Raw genomic sequence first — 18,463 nt, 5'->3', positions numbered from 1 at the left:
CGGGCTCCGCTCGGGAGCCCGGCCCCGCCGCTAGCCGTTGGAGACGGTGAAGCCGTTCTTGACCATGTCGTCGACGACGGCCTTCTGGGTGGCGACGAACGCGTCCCGCCACGGCGTCTTGTCGGTGATCGCCTTGGAGAGCGCGTCCACGAAGACGGACTTCGCGAGGTTGACGTTCGGTCCCCAGGTGACCGGCGTGGTGTTCGCCGAGATCTCCGCGGCCTGGCTGTAGAAGTCGGTCTGCTGCGGCATCAGCGCCGGAGGGGCCTGGTCCGTGGCGAGCTCCTGACCCGACGTCGCCGCGGGGTAGAGGTTCTGCGTGCCCAGGATGAGGTCGAGGCCCTCCTCGCTGGCGTTGTACCACTTGGCGAAGTCCGCGGCGGCCTCCGCGTTCTTCGAGTTCTTCGTCACGATCACCGCGGATCCGCCCTGGTAGGACACGGCGGTGTCGCCGGCCGTCCACTGCGGCAGAGGGGCGGTCGCCCACTTGCCGGCCGTGTCCGGCGCGACGCTCTGCAGCACGCCGGGCGCCCAGAGCGCCGACGGCCAGGAGAGCATGGTCCCGTCGTTCAGTTTCTTGTCGTACTCGGGGGTGAGGAGGGGGTCCGTGCTGACGAGACCGTCGTCCGCGAGGCCCTGGAAGTAGTCGGCGACCTCGAGGGACTTCTCGTCCGCGATGCCCACGGTCCACGTGCCGTCCTCGACGGTCCACCACTGGGAGCCCGCCTGGGCGGCGATCCCGGCGAACATGCCGAACTCCGCGGGCGGGATGGCGGCGATGACGGAGTCGGGATCGGAGGTGCGGATCGTCTGCGCGGCGGTCCGGAAGTCGTCCCACGTCGCGGGGGCGGCGATGCCGAGCGAGTCGAAGACGTCCTGGCGGTAGGTGTACGACATCGGGCCCACGTCCTGCGGGATCCCGTAGACCTTGCCGTCGAAGGTCGTCTGCCCCCAGGTGCCCTCGGTGAAGTCGCCCTGGATGTCCGAGACGTACTCCGTGATGTCGGCCGGCACGTCCGCGACGATCATCGCGGGCAGCGTCGTGTACTCCACCAGCGCGAGGTCGGGGGCGTTCCCGGCCCGGCTCGCGGTGAGGAGCTTGGACGACGAGTCGTCGCCGCCGCCGGCGTCGGTGTACTTGATCTGGACGTCGGGGTTCTCCGCGTTCCACGCGTCGACGACCTTCTGCGTGCTCGGGGCCCACGACCAGAGGTCGAGGGTCACCGGACCCGAACCGCCGCCGGAACTCGTGCATCCCGCGAGGAGCGCCGCGGCCACCGCGACCACCACTCCCGCTGCGCCTGCTGATCGAAATCGCATCCTGTATCTCCTTTGATGTGCTGCGAAGCCTGGTGCCCGCCCGCTTCCACGGACGTGCTGATCAATATGCGCCTCGCCTCGCCCTTTGTCAACGAGTGAAATTAAGTCCTCCGGCGGCGGTCCCGCAGGGTCGGCCGCGGGCTATGGTGAGCGCGTGTCCACAGTCCTCGACGTTCGGGCGGGCGGGTGGCCCGAGCTCCAGGCGACGGCGCGCGCGGCCCTCCAGCTGGTCCTGCGCAACGGACCTCTGGGGCGCTCCGAGATGGCGCGCATGCTCGGGGTCTCCCGCGCGAACCTCACCCGCGCCACCCGGGACCTGCTCGCCGCTGGACTGGTGACGGAGGGCGCGACCGAGCTGCGCGCGAGCACGGGGCGACCGATCGAGCTGCTGGAGCCGGTGCCGGGCGCCTACCACTTCGTCGGCGTCAAGCTCACCGGAGAGGCGATCTACGCCGCCGTGGTCGACCTGAGCGGCGCTGTCGTCCTGTCGGCCGAGATGCCGATCACCTCCAGCGCCCCCGTGGACGTCGCCGAGGTGGTCGAGTCCGTCGCCTCGCTCGTCGACGACTTCCGCAGTCGCATCCCGACTCTCGTGGGCCTCGGCGTCTCCCTCGCGGGAACCATCTCCGGCCTCCCGGGGCGGGAGATCGTCTACGAATCGACCTACATCGGCTGGGACGGAGTCCCGCTCGCCGAGCTCCTCGGCGCCCGGACCGGGCTCGCCGTCGCGGTCGACAACGACGTGCAGGCACTGACGCTGGCCGAGAGCATCAGCATCCACGGGCACTCCTCGGAGCTCACGATGGCGCTGATCACCGTCGGCGTCGGCATCGGCGTCGGCTTCATCGCCGAGGGCTCCCTGCTCCGAGGCGCGCACGGCCGACCGGGCAAGCTGAGCCACCTCCTCGTCGACACCGGCGGCCCGCTCTGCGACCGCGGTCATCGAGGATGCGTCTCCAGCTACCTGACGAACGCGTCGATCGCCCGGAACGCCGGAGCGCCGGACCACGCCGCGGCGAGCACGGCGGCCCGCGCGGGCGATCCCCGTGCCGCCGCCGCGTTCCAGGAGGCGGGAACCGCGCTCGGGGTCCTGATCGGAACGGTGGTGGACGCGACCGATCCGGGCCTCGTGGTGCTGACCGGAGACGGGCTGGCGGTCCACGCGCTGGCCGAGCCGCAGATCTCCGAGGGCATCGCCCGCGGACGCTCCTGGGACGCCGGCGCGTTCACCCTCGACGTGCGCGCGTTCGACTTCTCGGAGTGGGCCCGCGCCGCGGCGGTGATGTCGATCAACCGGGCGGTGACCCAGGGGCGGACGCGCTGACGGCTCAGTCGGCCGCCGTGCGCTCGACCCAGGCCGCGCTGACCTTCGCGCTCTCGGCCGGCGGCATGCTCGCACCGTCGACCTCGACGATGATCCAGCCGCCGAAGTTTTCGGATTACCCGGGCGGAACGATCGAGTGACACCGCCGTACTCTCGCCGGACGCGCATCGGGCATGCGAGGTCGTGACATCCGCCCGGCCGCGGCGCATGGAGACGCCGCCCGCTCCCTGAGAAATCAACGAGCAGACGCAGATCCATCGCGCATCTAGCGTCGAGGGTGACCCTCCCCGACCCGACCCCGGAGCGCCATGACCCCCCTCGCCCCCGCCGCACTCGCCTGCGGCACCGCCCCCGCGCACGTCCGCCCGACCGCCACCACGGAGGCGTCCGCATGAGGGTCACCGATACCAGCGACCTGTGGTGGCGCGCCGCCGTCTACTACAACCTCGACGTCAAGACCTTCATGGACTGGGACGACGACGGCGTCGGCGACCTCGAGGGTCTCGCGCACCGGATCGACTACCTCGCCGAGCTCGGCGTCGGCTGCCTGTGGCTCGCGCCGTTCTACTCCTCGCCCGGCAAGGACAACGGCTACGACATCAGCGACTTCTACGGCGTCGACGAGCGCTACGGCCACCACGGCGACGTCGTCGAGGTGATCCGCACCGCGCACGACCGCGGGATGCGCGTCATCGTCGACCTGGTCGTGAACCACACCAGCGATCAGCACCCGTGGTTCCAGGCGGCGCGCTCCTCCCCCGACAGCCCCTACCGCGACTACTACGTCTGGCGCGACGAGCCGCCGGCCGACCAGCCGGCGAACGTCTTCCCGGACGTCGAGGACGGCGTCTGGTTCCTCGACGAGGAGGCCGGGCAGTACTACCTGCACAACTTCTACCGGCACCAGCCCGACCTCAACACCGACAACCCCGCGGTGCGCGACGAGATCGCGAAGCTCGTCGGCTTCTGGCTGCAGCTCGGGGTCGACGGCTTCCGCGTCGACGCGGTGCCCTACCTGATCGAGCCGGGCGCCCGCGACGAGCACGAGTGGCTGCGCCTGCTGCGCCGCTTCATCAGCCGCCGCTCGGGCGAGGCGATGCTCCTCGGCGAGGTCAACACGACCCGCGACGAGCAGCTCGCCTTCTTCGGCGGCGAGGACGCCGACGAGCTGTCGATGCAGTTCGACTTCATCGGCAATCAGCGCCTCTACCTCGCGCTCGCGCGGGAGGACGCGACGCCGCTCGTCGAGGCGATCGCGAGCCGCCCGCCGATCTCCGTCGGCAGCCAGTGGGCCAACTTCGTCCGCAATCACGACGAGCTGACGCTCTCGCAGCTCACCGACGACGAGCGCGACGAGGTCTTCGCCGCGTTCGCGCCGGAGGAGTCGCAGCGGATCCACGGCCGCGGCGTCGTCCGACGCCTCCCGCCCATGCTCGACGGCGATCCGCGCCGCATCCGGATGGTCTACAGCCTGCTGTTCTCGCTGCCCGGCGCGCCCGTCCTCTACTACGGCGAGGAGATCGGGATGGGCGAGAACGCCGACATCCCCGGCCGCAGCGGCGTGCGCACGCCGATGCAGTGGACCTCCGCGGCGAACGGCGGCTTCTCGCGCGCCGACGCCGACGATCTGATCGCGGCCCCGCCCGTCGGCGGCTTCGGCCCGGAGCACGTCAACGCCGCCGCCCAGCTCCGCGACCCTGGCTCGCTGCTCGCGCACATCAAGGGCCTCGCCTGGCTCTACCGCCGCTCGCCCGAGATCGGCTGGGGCGAGTACACCCACCTCCCGGCCGACCAGTCCTGCGTCTTCGCGCACCGGATGTCCGCGTCGACCGGCACGACCGTCGCCGTGCACAGCTTCGCCTCGAGCCCGCGCACCGTGACGATCACGCTGCCCGGCTCGGAGCCGCGCTCACGCCTGGTCGATTCCCTCGGCGGCGAGTCGCAGCCGATCGGCGACGACGGCACGGTCACGGTCGGCGTCGACGGCTACGGCGCCCGCTGGTTCCGCGTGGTCACGGAGGGGTCGCGCCGCCTGGTCTGATCCGGGAGCGCGGCTGGTCCGATCCGGGAGCGCGGCTGGTCCGATCCGGGAGCGCGGCTGGTCCGATCCGGGAGCGACGGGTGCGCCGATCCGGGAGCAGCGGCAGGAGAGGTCAAGCCCCTTCTGAGCGCCGGAGGGCCCTGCCTACCGTCGAAGGGCGGGCGACGAGGTCCGCACCGACTGCTCCCGGAAAGGTACGACCGCATGTTCTTCCACCGTCAAGAGCTCCAGTTCACGTCCTCCCCCTCCAAGCCCGACGCCGTCTTCGCCCGCCGGTTCCAGGAGGTGCTCGGCGGCCAGTACGGCGAGATCACCGTCGCCATGCAGTACGGCTTCCAGGCCTGGAACGCCCACGAGCCCGGCAAGTACCGCGACCTGCTCTACGGCATCGGCGCGGAGGAGTTCGGCCACGTCGAGATGATCGCGATCATGATCGCCCAGCTGCTCGAGAAGGCTCCCGTCGAGCAGTCCGAGGACGCCATCAAGAAGGACCCGGTCCTCGGCGCCGTCATCGGCGGCACCGATGTCCAGGCCGCGATCGTCGCCGGCGCGGGCGTCCGCCCCGTCGACAGCAACGGCAACCCCTGGCAGGGCTCGTACATCACGGCGAGCGGCAACCTGCTGGCCGACTTCACCGCCAACGCGAACGCCGAGATGCAGGGCCGCCTCCAGGTCGCGCGGCTGTACCACATGACCGACGACCACGGCGTGCGGGACCTGCTCTCGTTCCTCCTGGCCCGCGACACGATGCACCAGAACCAGTGGATCGCCGCCGCCGCCGAGCTGCGCGCGGAGGGCGCGGAGGACCTGCCGGTGCCCTCGAACTTCCCGCTCTCGAAGGAGGAGCGCTCGGTGTCGTACGAGTACATCAACTTCTCGGACGGCGCCGCGGCCGCCGAGGGCAGCTGGGCGTCCGGACCCACGCCCGACGGCAAGGGCGAGTTCAGCTACCGCACGGCGAGCCCGGACGACGGCGTGCCGATGCCGCCGCCCACCCAGCCGGACGAGCGCTTCTACGGCACCACGCCGAAGCCGAACATCGTCGAGAAGGCCGTCGGCGCGGTCAAGGACGCGGTGACGGGCAAGTAGTGGTCGAGGCCGTGGACGCCGGGGGGCGAAACGATTCGCGTCGTTTCGCCTCCCGGCCCTGGTCCGACGAGTGGGGATGCACCTAGGCTGAATGCGAATCGTTTCGCCTCACGACCCCGAGGAGTGGCATGGACGCCGCCGTCACCGCCGCCGACCCCCGCACCGCCGCCCCGCCGGCGCACCGCACCCTCGCGAGCGGTCGCCGCATCCCCTCGATCGGCGCCGGCACCTTCGGCTCCGACCGCTACGACGCCGAGACGGTCGGCCTCGCCGTCGAGCACTCGCTCCGGGCAGGCTTCCGCCTGCTCGACTGCGCCACGGTGTACGGCAACGAGCCGCGCGTCGGCCGCGCGATCGCCGACTCCGGCGTGCCGCGCGAGGAGCTCTTCGTGATGTCGAAGATCTGGAACGACGCGCACGAGCCCGCAGCCGCCGTCGCGTCGGTCGAGCGCTCGCTCGAGGACCTCGGCCTCGACGTGCTCGACGCCGTCTTCGTGCACTGGCCGTTCCCCAACCACCACCCGCCGCACGCCGAGACCGACGCCCGCGACCCGGAGGCGCGCCCCTATGAGCACGCCGGGTTTCTGCGCACCTGGGCGGCGCTCGAGTCGCTCGTCGACCGCGGTCTGGTCCGGCACCTCGGCACCTCGAACGTCACGATCGCCAAGCTCGAGCGGATCCTCGCCGACGTCCGCATCGCCCCGGCGCTCAACGAGATGGAGCTGCACCCCTGCTTCCAGCAGCCGGAGCTGTTCCGCTACTGCCTCGATCACGGCGTCCAGCCGATCGGCTACTCGCCGCTGGGCTCGCCGTCCCGCCCCGAGCGCGACCGCGTCGACGGCGACCTCGTCGACATCGAGCACCCCGCCGTGCAGGCCATCGCCCGCGAGCGCGGCGTGCACCCGGTCGTCGTCTGCCTCGCCTGGGCCGTCAACCGCGGGCAGATCCCGATCCCGTTCGCGGTGAAGCCCGAGCAGATCGAGGCCAACCTCGCCGCCGCCTCCCTCGCCCTCACCGCCGCCGAGCAGGAGTCGCTGCGCGGCGCCGAGCGCAACAACCGGCTGATCAAGGGCCAGGTCTTCCTCTGGCCGGGCAGCGCGGACTGGCTCGACCTCTGGGACGCCGACGGCACGATCCCGGGCTGGGACGGCTACGGCTCGCCCGCGCTCTGACGTGTCGACGTACAAGGACCTGCAGCGGCTGACCGGGCTGTCGCTCTCGACGATCTCGAAGCACTACAACGGCCTGCCGGTGCGCCCCGAGAACGCCGTCGCGATCGAGGCGGCGGCCGAGCGGCTGGGCTTCCGTGTCAACGGCTTCGCGCGCGGGCTGCGCTCGCGGCGCTCCCGCACGGTGGGCGTGCTGCTGCCTGCGCTCGACAACGAGTTCCACCTGTCGATCATCGCCGGGCTCGAGCGGGCCCTGCGCGGCGACGGCATCGGCGTGCTGATCGGCGTCAGCCTGCCCGAGCCGGGCGCCGCCGTCGGGCTGCTGCTCGAGAAGATGGTCGACGGGATCGTCGCCGTCCCGACCCGGGGCGACGTCGACGCGCTCCGCAGCGCCTCCGAGCAGGGCACTCCCGTCGTGACCGTGGACTGGGTCGACGACGAGCTCGAGACCGACCGCGTGGTGCTCGACAACCGCGCGGCCGGAGCCTCCGCCGCCCGGCACCTCGCCGACCACGGCCACCGCGCGATCGCGGTGCTCGGCGGCGATCCGGACGTGTCGACCACCCGGGAGCGCACCGCGGGCGTCCTCGACGAGCTCGCCTCCCGCGGCCTCGGGCCGGCCGAGGTCGAGCTCGGCCCGCTGAGCGTCGAAAGCGGGATCGCCTCGATGGAGCGGATCCTCGCCCGCCGCGACCGGCCGACCGCCGTCTTCGCGAGCAACCGCGAGCTGACCGTCGGCGCGCTGACCGCGCTCGGCGACTCCGGCCTGCGCCTGCCCGCCGACCTCTCGATCGTCGGCTTCGACACCGTCGAGCTCGCGCGGGTCGTGCGACCGCGGCTGACCATCGTCGAGCAGCCGACCGACGCCATCGCCGCCGAGGCCGCCGCGCTGATCGAGCGCCGGCTCGACTGCAGCCCCGAGCCGTTCGAGACGCGCACCCTTCCCGGCCGGCTGATCGCCGGAGCCTCCGTCGCCCACGTCCACCACTGACGCCCGTCCCCCCACCGTCCCACCACCGAGGAGCACCATGCTGACCACCACCCTCCTGCACCCCGAGATCCTGCACGCGCTCGCCCGCGCCGGCCACGGCTCCCGCATCCTGATCGCCGACGGCAACTACCCGGTCGGCACCACGCTCGGGAAGAACTCCGCGCTCGTGCACCTCAACCTGCGCCCGGACATGCTCACCGTCGACGAGATCCTCGAGGCCCTGCTGACCGCGATCGTCGTCGAGGAGGCGACCGTGATGACGCCCGCGCCCGGCCTCGACGTGCCCGCGCAGGACGCCTTCCGCGCCACCCTCGACGGCGTCCCCTTCACCTCGGTCGAGCGCCACGCCTTCTACGCCGAGGCCCGCACCGACGACGTCGCCCTCACCATCGCCAGCGGCGACCGCCGCATCTACGCGAACCTCATCCTGACGATCGGCGTCCGCCCGGCCGGCGCCTGACCGCCCGGCCGCCCGCCCGCCTTCCCCACCCACTCTCCAAAAGTTGCGGTACTCGCCGCCGACTACCGCAACTTCCGAGGAGTGGATCCGTCCCGCCCGCGAGCGCCCCTCCCCACCCTCCAGAAGTTGCAGTAGTCGGGCGCGACTACCGCAACTTTTGCGGGGTCGAGCGGGCCGGAGGACGGACAGTCGCCCCGCCTCCAAAAGTTGTCGTAGTCGGCCTACGGATACGACAACTTCTGGACAGCGGACGCACCCTGCCCGACGCGCGCCCGCCCACCCTCCAGAAGTTGCGGTCGTCAGACGCGACTACCTCAACTTTTGAGGAGTGAAGGTGGGTGCGGACGCGGCCGCCAGCCTGAGAAGGCGCGAGGCGTTCTCCGAGCGGGCGTCCGTACTCTGAGCACCGTGGATCTGGACACCCTCCTCAACATCGGCCTCGTCGTGCTGTTCGTGCTCATCGGCGGGGTGTTCGCGGGCACCGAGATGGCGATCGTCAGCCTCCGCGAGAGCCAGGTGCGCGCGATCGAGGCGGGCAGCGAGCGCGGCCGGCGCATCGCCGAGCTGGTGCGGAACCCGAACACTTTCCTCTCGGCGGTGCAGATCGGCGTGACGCTCGCCGGCTTCTTCTCCTCGGCGTACGGCGCCTCGACGATCGCGCCGGACCTCGTGCCGCCGCTCGAGTCGCTCGGCCTGTCGAACGGCGCGGCGTCGACGGTCGCGCTGATCCTGATGACCCTCGTCATCGCCTATCTCTCGCTCGTGCTCGGCGAGCTGGTGCCCAAGCGCCTCGCCATGCAGAAGTCGGTCGCCTTCACCAAGGTGCTCGCCCCGCCGCTCAACACTCTCGCCCGCCTGATGCGCCCGATCATCTGGCTGCTGTCGGTCTCCACCGACGCGGTGGTCCGCCTGCTGGGCGCCGATCCGCGCGAGAAGGGCGAGAGCGTCTCGGCTGACGAGGTGCGCGACATGATCTCGAGCAACACCGAGATCGCCGAGGACAGCCGGCAGCTGCTCGCCGACGTCTTCCGCGCGGACGACCGGCGGGTCGCCGAGGTGATGCGCCCGCGGCCGGACGTCGACTTCCTCCGCGGCGACCTGCCCGTCGCCGAGGGCTACGCGGAGGTGCTCGGCCGGCCGCACTCGCGCTACCCGGTCGTCGGCGAGAACCGCGACGACGTCCTGGGCTTCGTGCACGTGCGCGACCTGATGGCCGCGTTCCCGGAGGCGGGCCGCGACGGCACCGCGAGCAGCGTCGCCGACATCACCCGCCCGATCCTGGCGGTGCCCGGCACGACGAAGGTGCTCGCGGCCCTGCGCACCATGCGGCAGGACGGCCACCAGATCGCGGTCGTCATCGACGAGTACGGCGGAACCGACGGCATCATCACCCTCGAGGACCTGCTCGAGGAGCTCGTCGGCGAGATCTACGACGAGTACGACGGCGCGCGCCAGGACGTCGATGCGAAGGCGGCCGAGCAGCTACAGGACCTCGACGGCGGCATGATCCTCGAGGACCTGGAGGAGCTGCTCGGCATCGAGCTGCCCGAGGGGCCCTACGAGACGGTCGGCGGCTACGTGCTCGACCGCATCGGCCGGGTCGCGGTCGTGGGCGACACCCTCGTCGTCGGCGACCACGTGCTCCGGGTCGCCGAGACCGACCGCTACCGGATCTCGCGGGTAACCCTGACGCCGCAGCCCGCGTCGGGGCCGGCCGCGCCGGTCGACGCCGACTGACCGCGGGTCCGAGAGTCCGGCCCCGATCCGTCGCCGCCCCGCCCCGAAGCGACCCCGGGCCTCGTCAGGGCAGCGGCGCCTCGATCCAGCGCGGCGCCGGCAGCCCGGTCGCGCCCGGCCGTGCGAGCCACAGCCCGCCCGCGAGCGGGTACCGCGCCCGCTCGTCCGCCGACAGGTCGCGCGAGGCCGACGACACGACGGCGACGTCGAGCGCCTCCCCCGCGAAGGCGATGCTGGAGGAGTGCGGCGCGTCGATCGCGATGCCCTCGCCCTCGAGTCGGCGGCCCTCGGAGTCGTAGACGCGCACGCCGCTCCCGCCCCAGACCGAGCACCACAGCCGGCCCTCGGAGTCGACGGTCATGCCGTCGAGGAAGACGCCCTCCTCCGGCTCGAGGAACGTCTCGCGCGGGCCGTTCACCCCGTCGAGGTAGGGCCGGCGGTAGATCACGCCGGACTCGGTGTCGACCGAGTACATCACCGCGCCGTCGGGCGACCAGCCGAGTCCGTTCGAGAGCCGCAGGTCGTGGTCGAGCACGGTGACCGCTCCGTCGTGCTCGAGGCGCAGCAGCACGTCGTCGCCGACGGACTCGCCCAGCGTCAGCGAGCCGACGACGAGCCGGCCCTGCGGGTCGATGGAGCCGTCGTTGAAGCGGTGCCCCTCGGGCAGCAGCTCGGAGCCGCGGGTCAGCGAGCCGTCGACCTCGAGGATCGCGAGGCGGCGGGTGAGCGCGACGAGCACGCGCCCGTCGCCGAGCGGCAGCGCGCAGCCGACCTGCTCGCCGACGTCCGTGCGGGTGATCGCCCCGAGCCCGTCCGCGGTGAGCGGCGCCGACAGCACCGCGCCCGCCTCGATGTCCACCCAGGTGAGCCGGCCGGTCTCCCCGTCCCAGACGGGCCCCTCGCTCAAGACGTAGGCGGGTGTTCCGGCGGGTGTCGCATCGATCATCCCCCCACGCTACCCACGCCGTCCCCGCGCGCCCACCCCACCCCTCCCCCCTCCGCGAGATGCCACTTGTGCACGCGACACGCCGTGAAAGGCGTGCACAAGTGGCATCTCGCGGAGGGGAGCAGACGCGCACGTCGTCGGATACACCCGGCAGGCGCGCCGTGGCAAGGGGTGCATAGCCCGGCGATGCTCGGGTCTATCGTCGTCTCGCCGCGTCCGGGACCGCGCGCATCAGCAGCGCAGCCGGGGCGACAGGAAGGCGCGAGCCATGTCCACCGACACCGAAGAGCGCGGCCCCGTCCGGAGCCTCGTCCCCGCCCGCATCGACCGGCTGCCGTGGACGCGGTTCCACTGGTCGATCGTCGTCGGCCTCGGGTTCTCCTGGGTGCTGGACGGCCTCGAGATCCAGATCGTCGCGAGCGCCGGCTTCGCGAAGGAGTTCGACCTCTCGGCCGCGCAGGTCGGCGTGCTCGGCACGGTCTACCTGGTCGGCCAGATCGTCGGCGCGCTGATCTTCGGGCGGCTGAGCGACCGGCTCGGGCGGCGGAAGCTCTTCATCCTGACGCTGGTGATCTACCTGGTCGCGAGCGGCCTGGCGGGCCTCGCGCCGAACTACCTCTTCCTCGCCGTCTTCCGCTTCTTCGCGGGGATGGGCATCGGCGGCGAGTACGCGGCGATCAACTCCGCCATCGACGAGCTGATCCCCTCGAAGTACCGCGGCCGCGTCGACATCGCGATCAACGGCACCTACTGGGGCGGCGCGGCGCTCGGCTCCGCGGCGAACCTCTTCTTCCTGAACGACCAGCTCTTCGCCGAGAACGTCGGCTGGCGCCTCGGCTTCTTCCTCGGGCCGATCCTCGGGCTCGCGATCATCTATCTCCGCCGGCACATCCCCGAGAGCCCGCGCTGGCTGATGACCCACGGCCGCGAGGAGGAGGCGGAGCGCACCGTCGACGAGATCGAGCGCCGCGTCGAGTCGGAGGGCGGGACGCTCGAGCCGGTCGACGACTCGCAGGCGATCACGGTGAAGGCGACCGAGAGCATCCCGTTCCGCACGATCGCGCGGGTGCTGATCAGGCAGTACCCGAAGCGGACCCTGGTCGGCGCGACCATGATGATCACCCAGTCGTTCCTCTACAACGCGATCTTCTTCACCTACGCGCTGGTGCTGGAGAACTTCTACGGCGTGGAGCAGAACGCCGTCTCGTACTTCTTCTTCCCGTTCGCGATCGGCAACCTCGTCGGGCCCCTGGTGCTCGGCCACCTCTTCGACGTCTGGGGCCGGCGGAAGATGATCTTCCTCACCTACGGCGTCTCCGGCGCGGTGCTCGCGCTGTCGGCGCTGCTGTTCAGCATGGACGTGCTGACCGCGACGACCCAGACGATCCTCTGGTGCGTCTCGTTCTTCTTCGCCTCCGCCGGCGCCTCGAGCGCCTACCTCACCGTGAGCGAGATCTTCCCGCTGGAGCTGCGCAGCCAGGCGATCTCGTACTTCTTCACGCTCGGCCAGATCGCCGGCGCCGTCGCGCCGACCCTCTACGGTGTGCTGATCGGCGACGGCAGCGACCGCGGCCCGCTCACCGTCGGCTACTTCGTCGGCGCGGCCGTCATGATCGTCGGCGGCGTCGTCGCCCTGATCTTCGGCGTCGACGCCGAGCGCCGCAGCCTCGAGAGCATCACCGAGCCCCTCTCCACGGTCCGCGACTGACCCGCCCCTCCCGCGAGATGCCACTTGTGCACGCTTTTCACGGCGTGTCGCGTGCACAAGTGGCATCTCGCGGCGGGGAGGGGGGAGGCACGTACGCTGAGAGGACACCCCCGGACGCTTCGGCTACCGGGCGCGAGGCCCCTTCTCCGGAAGGGGCCTCAGCTCTTTCCGCCCCATGCAGCGGGACGGCGGAGGACGCCGCGGTCGTTGTGGAGCACATCCGGAAACCGGCTCCGCTCGAGCACACCGCGGCGGATCTTGCGGATGTGCGCAGGCGCCACCGCGAGCAGCGAGGCCGAGGGTCTGTCCGTGGGCGAGATCAGGCCGATCTCCTTGCCCGCCTCGTCGCGCTCCATCCGGAAGGCCCCTCCCGCGAGATGCCACTTGTACACGCGACACGCCGTGAAAGGCGTGCACAAGTGGCATCTCGCGGCGGGGAGGGGGCAGGGGCGCGGGTCAGCCGACGTGGACGCCCGGGCGGCGCTCGCGGCGGGGCTCGGCGCGGCGCAGGACCTCGCGGGTGACGGGGGCGACCTCGCCGGTGCCGGTGATCAGGAAGCGGAACATGTTGGAGAGCGGGCCGCCCTCGGTCCACTCGAAGTAGACGTCCGGGACGACGCCGGTCAGGGCGCGGATCTCGAGCAGCACGGTGGCGATCGTGTTCGGGATGTTGCCGCTCGTCACCGTGAGCACGCGGAAGCCGTGGCAGACGCGCCCCTGCACCACGAGGTCCTCCTCGAAGTCGGACGAGTCGGTGGTGTGCACCTCGAGGAAGAGGACCGGGCCGCGCATCGGCAGGTTGCTGTCGCGCTGCTCCTCGGCCAGCTTGTCGCGGTACTCGCGCTCGGAGCCGTCGTCGGGCTCGTTCGCGAGGACGCGGATCACGCCGTAGTCGTCGGCGTCGGTGCTGAGGAAGTCGAGCGCCTGCGCGTCGAAGGTCACCGAGGTCGCCCGCAGCTGGAACGAGCGCTGCACCCGCGAGATCAGCGACACCACGAGGATCCCGAGGATGAACAGGCTCGCGATCCGCACGCCGTCCGGCCGCTCGACCACGTTCACGACCGTCGTGTAGACGAAGACGAGTGCGATCACCGCGAACCCGACGGCCCGCTTGCGCTGCTTCTTCCGCTTGGCCGAGAGGAAGACGGCGACGGAGGCCGAGGTGATCAGCACCAGCACCCCGGTCGCGTAGGCGCCGCCCTGGGCGTCGACGTCGGCCTGGAAGAGGATCGTGATCAGGAACGCGACGGCCGTGAAGACCAGCACCAGCGGGCGCACCGCCGCGGCCCACTGCGGCGCCATCCCGTAGCGCGGCAGGTAGCGCGGCACGATGTTGAGCAGCCCGGCCATCGCCGAGGCGCCGGCGAACCAGAGGATGCAGATCGTGCTGACGTCGTACGCGGTGCCGAAGGCGTCGCCGAGGTACTCGTGCGCGAGATAGGCGAGGGCGCGGCCGTTGGCCTGCCCGCCCGGCTGGAACTCGGCCTGCGGGATCAGCAGCGTCGTCACGAAGCTCGAGGTGATCAGGAACGCCGACATCGTCACGGCGGCGGTGATCAGCAGCCGCTTCGCCCCGCGGATCCGCCCGAGCGGGGCCGCGTCGGTGTCGCTCGCGTCGCCGCGGATCTGCGGCATCACCGCCACACCGGTCTCGAAGCCGGAGAGCCCCAGCGCCAGCTTCGGGAACACGATCAGCGCGATGCCGACCATGATCAGCGGATTGCCGTGCTGCGTCGTCAGGGCCGACCACCAGTTCCCGATCACCACCGGGTTCTCGGCGACGTGCGCGATCGCGACGACGATGACGACCGCGTTCAGCGCGAGGAACACCGCGACCAGCACGACCGCGATCGAGATCGCCTCCTTGAAGCCGCGGAGGAAGACGATCCCGAGCAGCGCGACCAGCCCCAGCGTCAGCGGCACCTCCGCGCCGTGGAACCAGGCCGGCGCGAACGGGTTCTCGACCGCGTGCGCGGTGGCGTCGGCCGCCGACAGGGTGATGGTGATCATGAAGTCGGTCGCCGCGAAGCCGAGCAGCACCAGCACGAAGAGCTTGCCGCCCCACCAGGGCAGCAGCCGCTCCAGCATCGCGATCGAGCCCTCACCGCGGAAGCTCTCGCGCGCGACGCGGCGGTAGACCGGCAGCGCGCCGAACAGGGTCAGCAGCACCAGGACGATGGTCGCCAGCGGCGAGACCAGGCCGGCCGCGAGCGCCGCGATCGCGGGCTGGTAGCCGAGGGTGGAGAAGTAGTCGACGCCGGTCAGGCACATCACGCGCCACCAGGAGTGCGTCTTCTCGGTGGTGGAGTGCGGCCCGGGGTGCGCGCCGGAGTCGCTCCGCAGCCCCTCGAGCAGCCACGCCTTCACTCCGCCGCGGCGCCCTGAAGAGGGCGCAGAGGAGAGGGGCGAGGGTTCGAGGGCGTCGGCGTCGCCGCGGACGAGAGAGGAGGTCACTGGACGTGTCTACTCGGCGGAGGCGGCTCCGGAGCCGAGAACGCCCGGATCCATACGGTTCCCTAACGGGCAGTTCGCGGGCGGGCGGCCCGACGGAAGCCGGCCACCGCCTCTAGGGGTACACAAATAAGGCTGGATGGCCGGATCAGCCCGAAAACGAGGCGATCGCGGCCATCCAGCCTGAGTTGTGCACGGGGGCGGAGGCTTACTCCTCGACGACGATCGTCGTGATGACCGGGTTGCGGCGGTGACGGCGGGTCAGCCAGCGGCCGAGGGTGCGCGTGATCAGCTTCTCGATCGCGTCGCGGTCGGTGGGCTGGCCGGCGGCCTGCAGCACCGCGTCGTCGATCGCCTTGCTGGCGTTCTCCTTCCAGCTCGGCTCCTCGACGAAGCCGCGGGTGAAGAACTCGACCGGCTCGCCGAGCGTGCCGCGGTCCAGGTCGACGATGGCGAGCACCGTGATGGTGCCCTCCTCGGCGAGGACGCGGCGGTCGATCATCGCGTCCTCGGTCGCGACGCCGATCGTGGTGCCGTCGACGAAGACGAGGTCGGCCGGGATCCGGCCGCTCATCCGCGAGCGCCCCTTGACGAGGTCGATCGAGACGCCGTCCTCGACGACGAACACGTTCTTCTCGTCGATGCCGGTGCGCGTCGCGATCGCGGCGTTCGCCGTGAGGTGGCGCCACTCGCCGTGCACGGGCAGGACCGCGGTCGGGCGGAGGATGTTGTAGCAGTAGGCGAGCTCGCCCGCGCTGGCGTGGCCCGAGACGTGCACCTTGGCGTTGCCCTTGTGCACGACGGTCGCGCCCCAGCGGGTGAAGGCGTTGATGATCCGGTAGATGGCGTTCTCGTTGCCGGGGATCAGCGAGCTGGCGAGCAGCACGGTGTCGCCGGGGCCGATGTCGATGATGTGGTCCTTGTTGGCCATCCGCGAGAGCGCCGCCATCGGCTCGCCCTGCGAACCGGTGCAGATCATCACGATCTGGGTCGCGGGCAGCTTCTCGAGCACCTTCATGTCGACGACGAGGCCGGCCGGGATCTTGAGGTAGCCGAGCTCGGCGGCGATGCCCATGTTGCGGACCATCGAGCGGCCGACGAAGGCGACCTTGCGGCCGTGCTTCTGCGCGGCGTCGAGCACCTGCTGGATGCGGTGCACGTGGCTGGCGAAGCTCGAGACGACGATGCGGCGCGGGGCGGTGCGGAAGACCTGGTCGATCGCGGGGGCGAGGTCGCCCTCGGAGATCGCGAAGCCGGGGACGTCGGCGTTGGTGGAGTCGACCAGGAAGAGGTCGACGCCCTCGTCGCCGAGGCGCGCGAAGCCGGGGAGGTCGGTGGTGCGGCCGTCGAGCGGGAACTGGTCCATCTTGAAGTCGCCCGTGTGCAGCACGAGGCCGGCCTCGGTGCGGATGGCGACCGCGAGGCCGTCGGGGATGGAGTGGTTGACCGCGAGGAACTCGAGGTCGAAGACGCCGGCGTCGATCCGGTCGCCCTCCTTCACCGGGCGGGTGCGCGGGGTGATGCGGTGCTCGGTGAGCTTCGCGGTGATCAGCGCGAGGGTGAAGGTCGACGCGATGATCGGGATGTCGCCTCGCTCCTTGAGGAGGTACGGCACGCCGCCGATGTGGTCCTCGTGGCCGTGGGTGAGCACGATCGCCTCGATGTCCTTCAGGCGCGAGCGGATCGCGGCGAAGTCGGGGAGGATCACGTCGATGCCGGGCTGGTTCTCCTCGGGGAAGAGCACGCCGCAGTCGACGATGAGCAGCTTGCCCTTGTGCTCGAAGACGGTCATGTTGCGACCGATCTCGCCCAGGCCGCCGAGCGGGGTGATGCGCATGCCGCCCTTCTCCAGCGGCTTGGGGGCGGGGAGCTCGAGGTGGTGGCGCGCGGGCTTGGCGGTTCTGGCGTTTCGCATGGGTGCTTTCCGGTGGGGGACGTGGCGTCGTGCTGGTGCGCGCGGCCCCCGCTTCGTGCGGAGCGCCTCGGCGCAGGTGGTCTGTGTGGTCGCAGGCGCCGGGTGGTTCCGGTGCTCTGCACGGCCTCGTCCGCGGCCACCCGGGTCGTGCTCCGCGCCGCATCGTGCGGCACCGGGAGCGGTGCGGGTGGGGGCGCGGGTCGCGGTGAGGAGGTGGATCCGGAGTGTGCGGATCGCTGCAGAGACCGCGGCGGCCGCGTCCAGCATGACACCATCCGCCGGAAGTTGCCCGCACTGCGCCGGATCCGCGCTGACCCCGGGCACGACGGAGCCCCCTCGCCGTCGCCGGTCGAGGGGGCTCAGCACCCTCCGCGAGATGCCACTTGTGCACGCGACACGCCGTGGAAGGCGTGCACAAGTGGCATCTCGCGGGAGGGGACTCGTCAGTCGTTCAGGTGCAGGATCGCGAAGTCCGCCTCCTCCGCGGTGAACTGCTCGCCGTACTCGCTGGTGAGCTGATCGCGGATGGCCTCGGGAGACATCGCCATCTGGCTCTGGTAGTCCTTCGCTTTCGCGAGGGCATTGGCGTTCCAGTCCGCAGCGACGTTGTCGACGGCGTACTGGGCGGCCTCCGGCGAGAACTGCTCGCCGTACTCCGACGTGAGCTGACCGAAGAGACCGGCCTTGCTCATGTGCAGCATCTCGGAGTAGCTGGCGGCCTTGATCAGGGCCGAGGTGTACTCGACGGGGACCGCGGGTGCCTCGGGCGCGACCTCCTCGACGGGCTCGGCCTCCTGGACCGGAGCCGGCGTCTCGACCGGAGCGGCCGTCTCGACCGGCGCGGCCTCCGTCTGCGCCGGCGCAGGCTCGGCGGTCGGGGTCTCGGCCGCGGGTGCGGGTGCGGACGTCTCGACGGTGATCGCCGGGGCTGCATCGTCGGACACGGAGTTCATCGCTGCTCCGAATCCGATCGTCATCGCGATCGAGGAGAGCACCGCGATACCGCCGAGGCCGATGCCGGTGATGGCGAAGCCCTTCGACAGGTGCCGCCGCAGGGCCAGCACGCCGAGGACGACGGCGGCGATGCCCACGAGGGCGCCGAAGACGGGGACGAGTCCGACGAGGAAGGCCACGATGCCGACGACGAGCGCAGCGATCGCGAGGCCGGCGGGGCGCGGCGATCGCGCGGGCTGCGGCGCCTGAGCAGTCGCCGATCCGTAGGGAGCGGGAGGGGGAGGGAACGACGGCTGCGAGCCGCCTTCGGGGGGCAGAGGGGTGGTCATCGGCTGAGCATGGCAGAACGGCTCCGATC

At 71.3% G+C, this 18,463-nt stretch carries 15 protein-coding genes; 9 read left to right on the top strand and 6 right to left on the bottom strand.

Annotation, left to right across the window (positions count from 1 at the left end; genetic code table 11):
• Positions 1 to 30: 30 nt before the first annotated feature.
• A complete protein-coding gene (locus EDF22_RS18820) occupies positions 31 to 1,224 on the bottom strand; it encodes an ABC transporter substrate-binding protein (protein WP_260303564.1) in 1,194 nt (397 codons plus the stop codon).
• A 250-nt stretch (positions 1,225 to 1,474) separates the two neighbouring features.
• Here EDF22_RS18820 and EDF22_RS18815 point away from each other — a divergent pair, with 250 nt between their 5' ends.
• The 8 genes from EDF22_RS18815 to EDF22_RS18785 all read left to right on the top strand — a co-directional run bounded on the left by EDF22_RS18815 (position 1,475) and on the right by EDF22_RS18785 (position 10,131).
• Entirely contained in the window at positions 1,475 to 2,644 is a 1,170-nt protein-coding gene (locus EDF22_RS18815) for an ROK family transcriptional regulator (RefSeq protein ID WP_221180973.1), read from the top strand.
• Between the two features lie 17 nt (positions 2,645 to 2,661).
• A complete protein-coding gene (locus EDF22_RS21400) occupies positions 2,662 to 2,784 on the top strand; it encodes a hypothetical protein (protein ID WP_260303563.1) in 123 nt (40 codons plus the stop codon).
• Between the two features lie 251 nt (positions 2,785 to 3,035).
• Positions 3,036 to 4,685, top strand: coding sequence for an alpha-amylase family protein (locus tag EDF22_RS18810; protein ID WP_123706354.1), 1,650 nt, complete (start codon positions 3,036 to 3,038; stop codon positions 4,683 to 4,685).
• Between the two features lie 204 nt (positions 4,686 to 4,889).
• A complete protein-coding gene (locus EDF22_RS18805) occupies positions 4,890 to 5,774 on the top strand; it encodes a manganese catalase family protein (protein ID WP_123706353.1) in 885 nt (294 codons plus the stop codon).
• A 128-nt stretch (positions 5,775 to 5,902) separates the two neighbouring features.
• A complete protein-coding gene (locus EDF22_RS18800; protein ID WP_123706352.1) occupies positions 5,903 to 6,946 on the top strand; it encodes an aldo/keto reductase in 1,044 nt (347 codons plus the stop codon).
• 1 nt (position 6,947) lies between these two features.
• Complete coding sequence (locus EDF22_RS18795) at positions 6,948 to 7,934, top strand: LacI family DNA-binding transcriptional regulator (RefSeq protein ID WP_123706351.1); 987 nt, start codon at positions 6,948 to 6,950, stop codon at positions 7,932 to 7,934.
• 37 nt (positions 7,935 to 7,971) lie between these two features.
• Positions 7,972 to 8,394, top strand: a complete 423-nt coding sequence (locus tag EDF22_RS18790; protein WP_123706350.1) for an RbsD/FucU family protein — start codon at positions 7,972 to 7,974, stop codon at positions 8,392 to 8,394.
• 408 nt (positions 8,395 to 8,802) lie between these two features.
• Positions 8,803 to 10,131, top strand: coding sequence for a hemolysin family protein (locus EDF22_RS18785; RefSeq protein ID WP_123706349.1), 1,329 nt, complete (start codon positions 8,803 to 8,805; stop codon positions 10,129 to 10,131).
• A 64-nt stretch (positions 10,132 to 10,195) separates the two neighbouring features.
• Here the strand turns inward: EDF22_RS18785 and EDF22_RS18780 are convergent, their stop codons facing one another.
• The gene (locus EDF22_RS18780; RefSeq protein ID WP_123706348.1) at positions 10,196 to 11,077 is read right to left on the bottom strand and encodes an SMP-30/gluconolactonase/LRE family protein; all 882 of its coding nucleotides are present in this window, start codon (positions 11,075 to 11,077) and stop codon (positions 10,196 to 10,198) included.
• 268 nt (positions 11,078 to 11,345) lie between these two features.
• On the opposite strand from EDF22_RS18780, the gene EDF22_RS18775 reads away from it, so the two are divergent.
• Positions 11,346 to 12,785, top strand: a complete 1,440-nt coding sequence (locus EDF22_RS18775) for an MFS transporter (RefSeq protein WP_123706347.1) — start codon at positions 11,346 to 11,348, stop codon at positions 12,783 to 12,785.
• 158 nt (positions 12,786 to 12,943) lie between these two features.
• On the opposite strand, the gene EDF22_RS18770 is transcribed toward EDF22_RS18775, so the two are convergent.
• The 4 genes from EDF22_RS18770 to EDF22_RS21395 all read right to left on the bottom strand — a co-directional run bounded on the left by EDF22_RS18770 (position 12,944) and on the right by EDF22_RS21395 (position 18,434).
• Positions 12,944 to 13,141 (bottom strand): hypothetical protein, encoded by a 198-nt coding sequence (locus tag EDF22_RS18770; protein ID WP_123706346.1) that lies wholly within the window; start codon positions 13,139 to 13,141, stop codon positions 12,944 to 12,946.
• Between the two features lie 100 nt (positions 13,142 to 13,241).
• A complete protein-coding gene (locus EDF22_RS18765; RefSeq protein WP_260303576.1) occupies positions 13,242 to 15,056 on the bottom strand; it encodes an amino acid transporter in 1,815 nt (604 codons plus the stop codon).
• Between the two features lie 388 nt (positions 15,057 to 15,444).
• Positions 15,445 to 17,073, bottom strand: a complete 1,629-nt coding sequence (locus tag EDF22_RS18760) for a ribonuclease J (RefSeq protein WP_207901707.1) — start codon at positions 17,071 to 17,073, stop codon at positions 15,445 to 15,447.
• Positions 17,074 to 17,594: 521 nt separating this feature from the next.
• The gene (locus EDF22_RS21395) at positions 17,595 to 18,434 is read right to left on the bottom strand and encodes an Ltp family lipoprotein (RefSeq protein ID WP_260303561.1); all 840 of its coding nucleotides are present in this window, start codon (positions 18,432 to 18,434) and stop codon (positions 17,595 to 17,597) included.
• Positions 18,435 to 18,463: the final 29 nt, after the last annotated feature.

The sequence above is a fragment of the Rathayibacter sp. PhB127 genome, from assembly GCF_003751665.1.
GTDB classification, from domain to species: domain Bacteria; phylum Actinomycetota; class Actinomycetes; order Actinomycetales; family Microbacteriaceae; genus Rathayibacter; species Rathayibacter festucae.
This window is presented reverse-complemented; position numbering and strand designations above follow the sequence as displayed.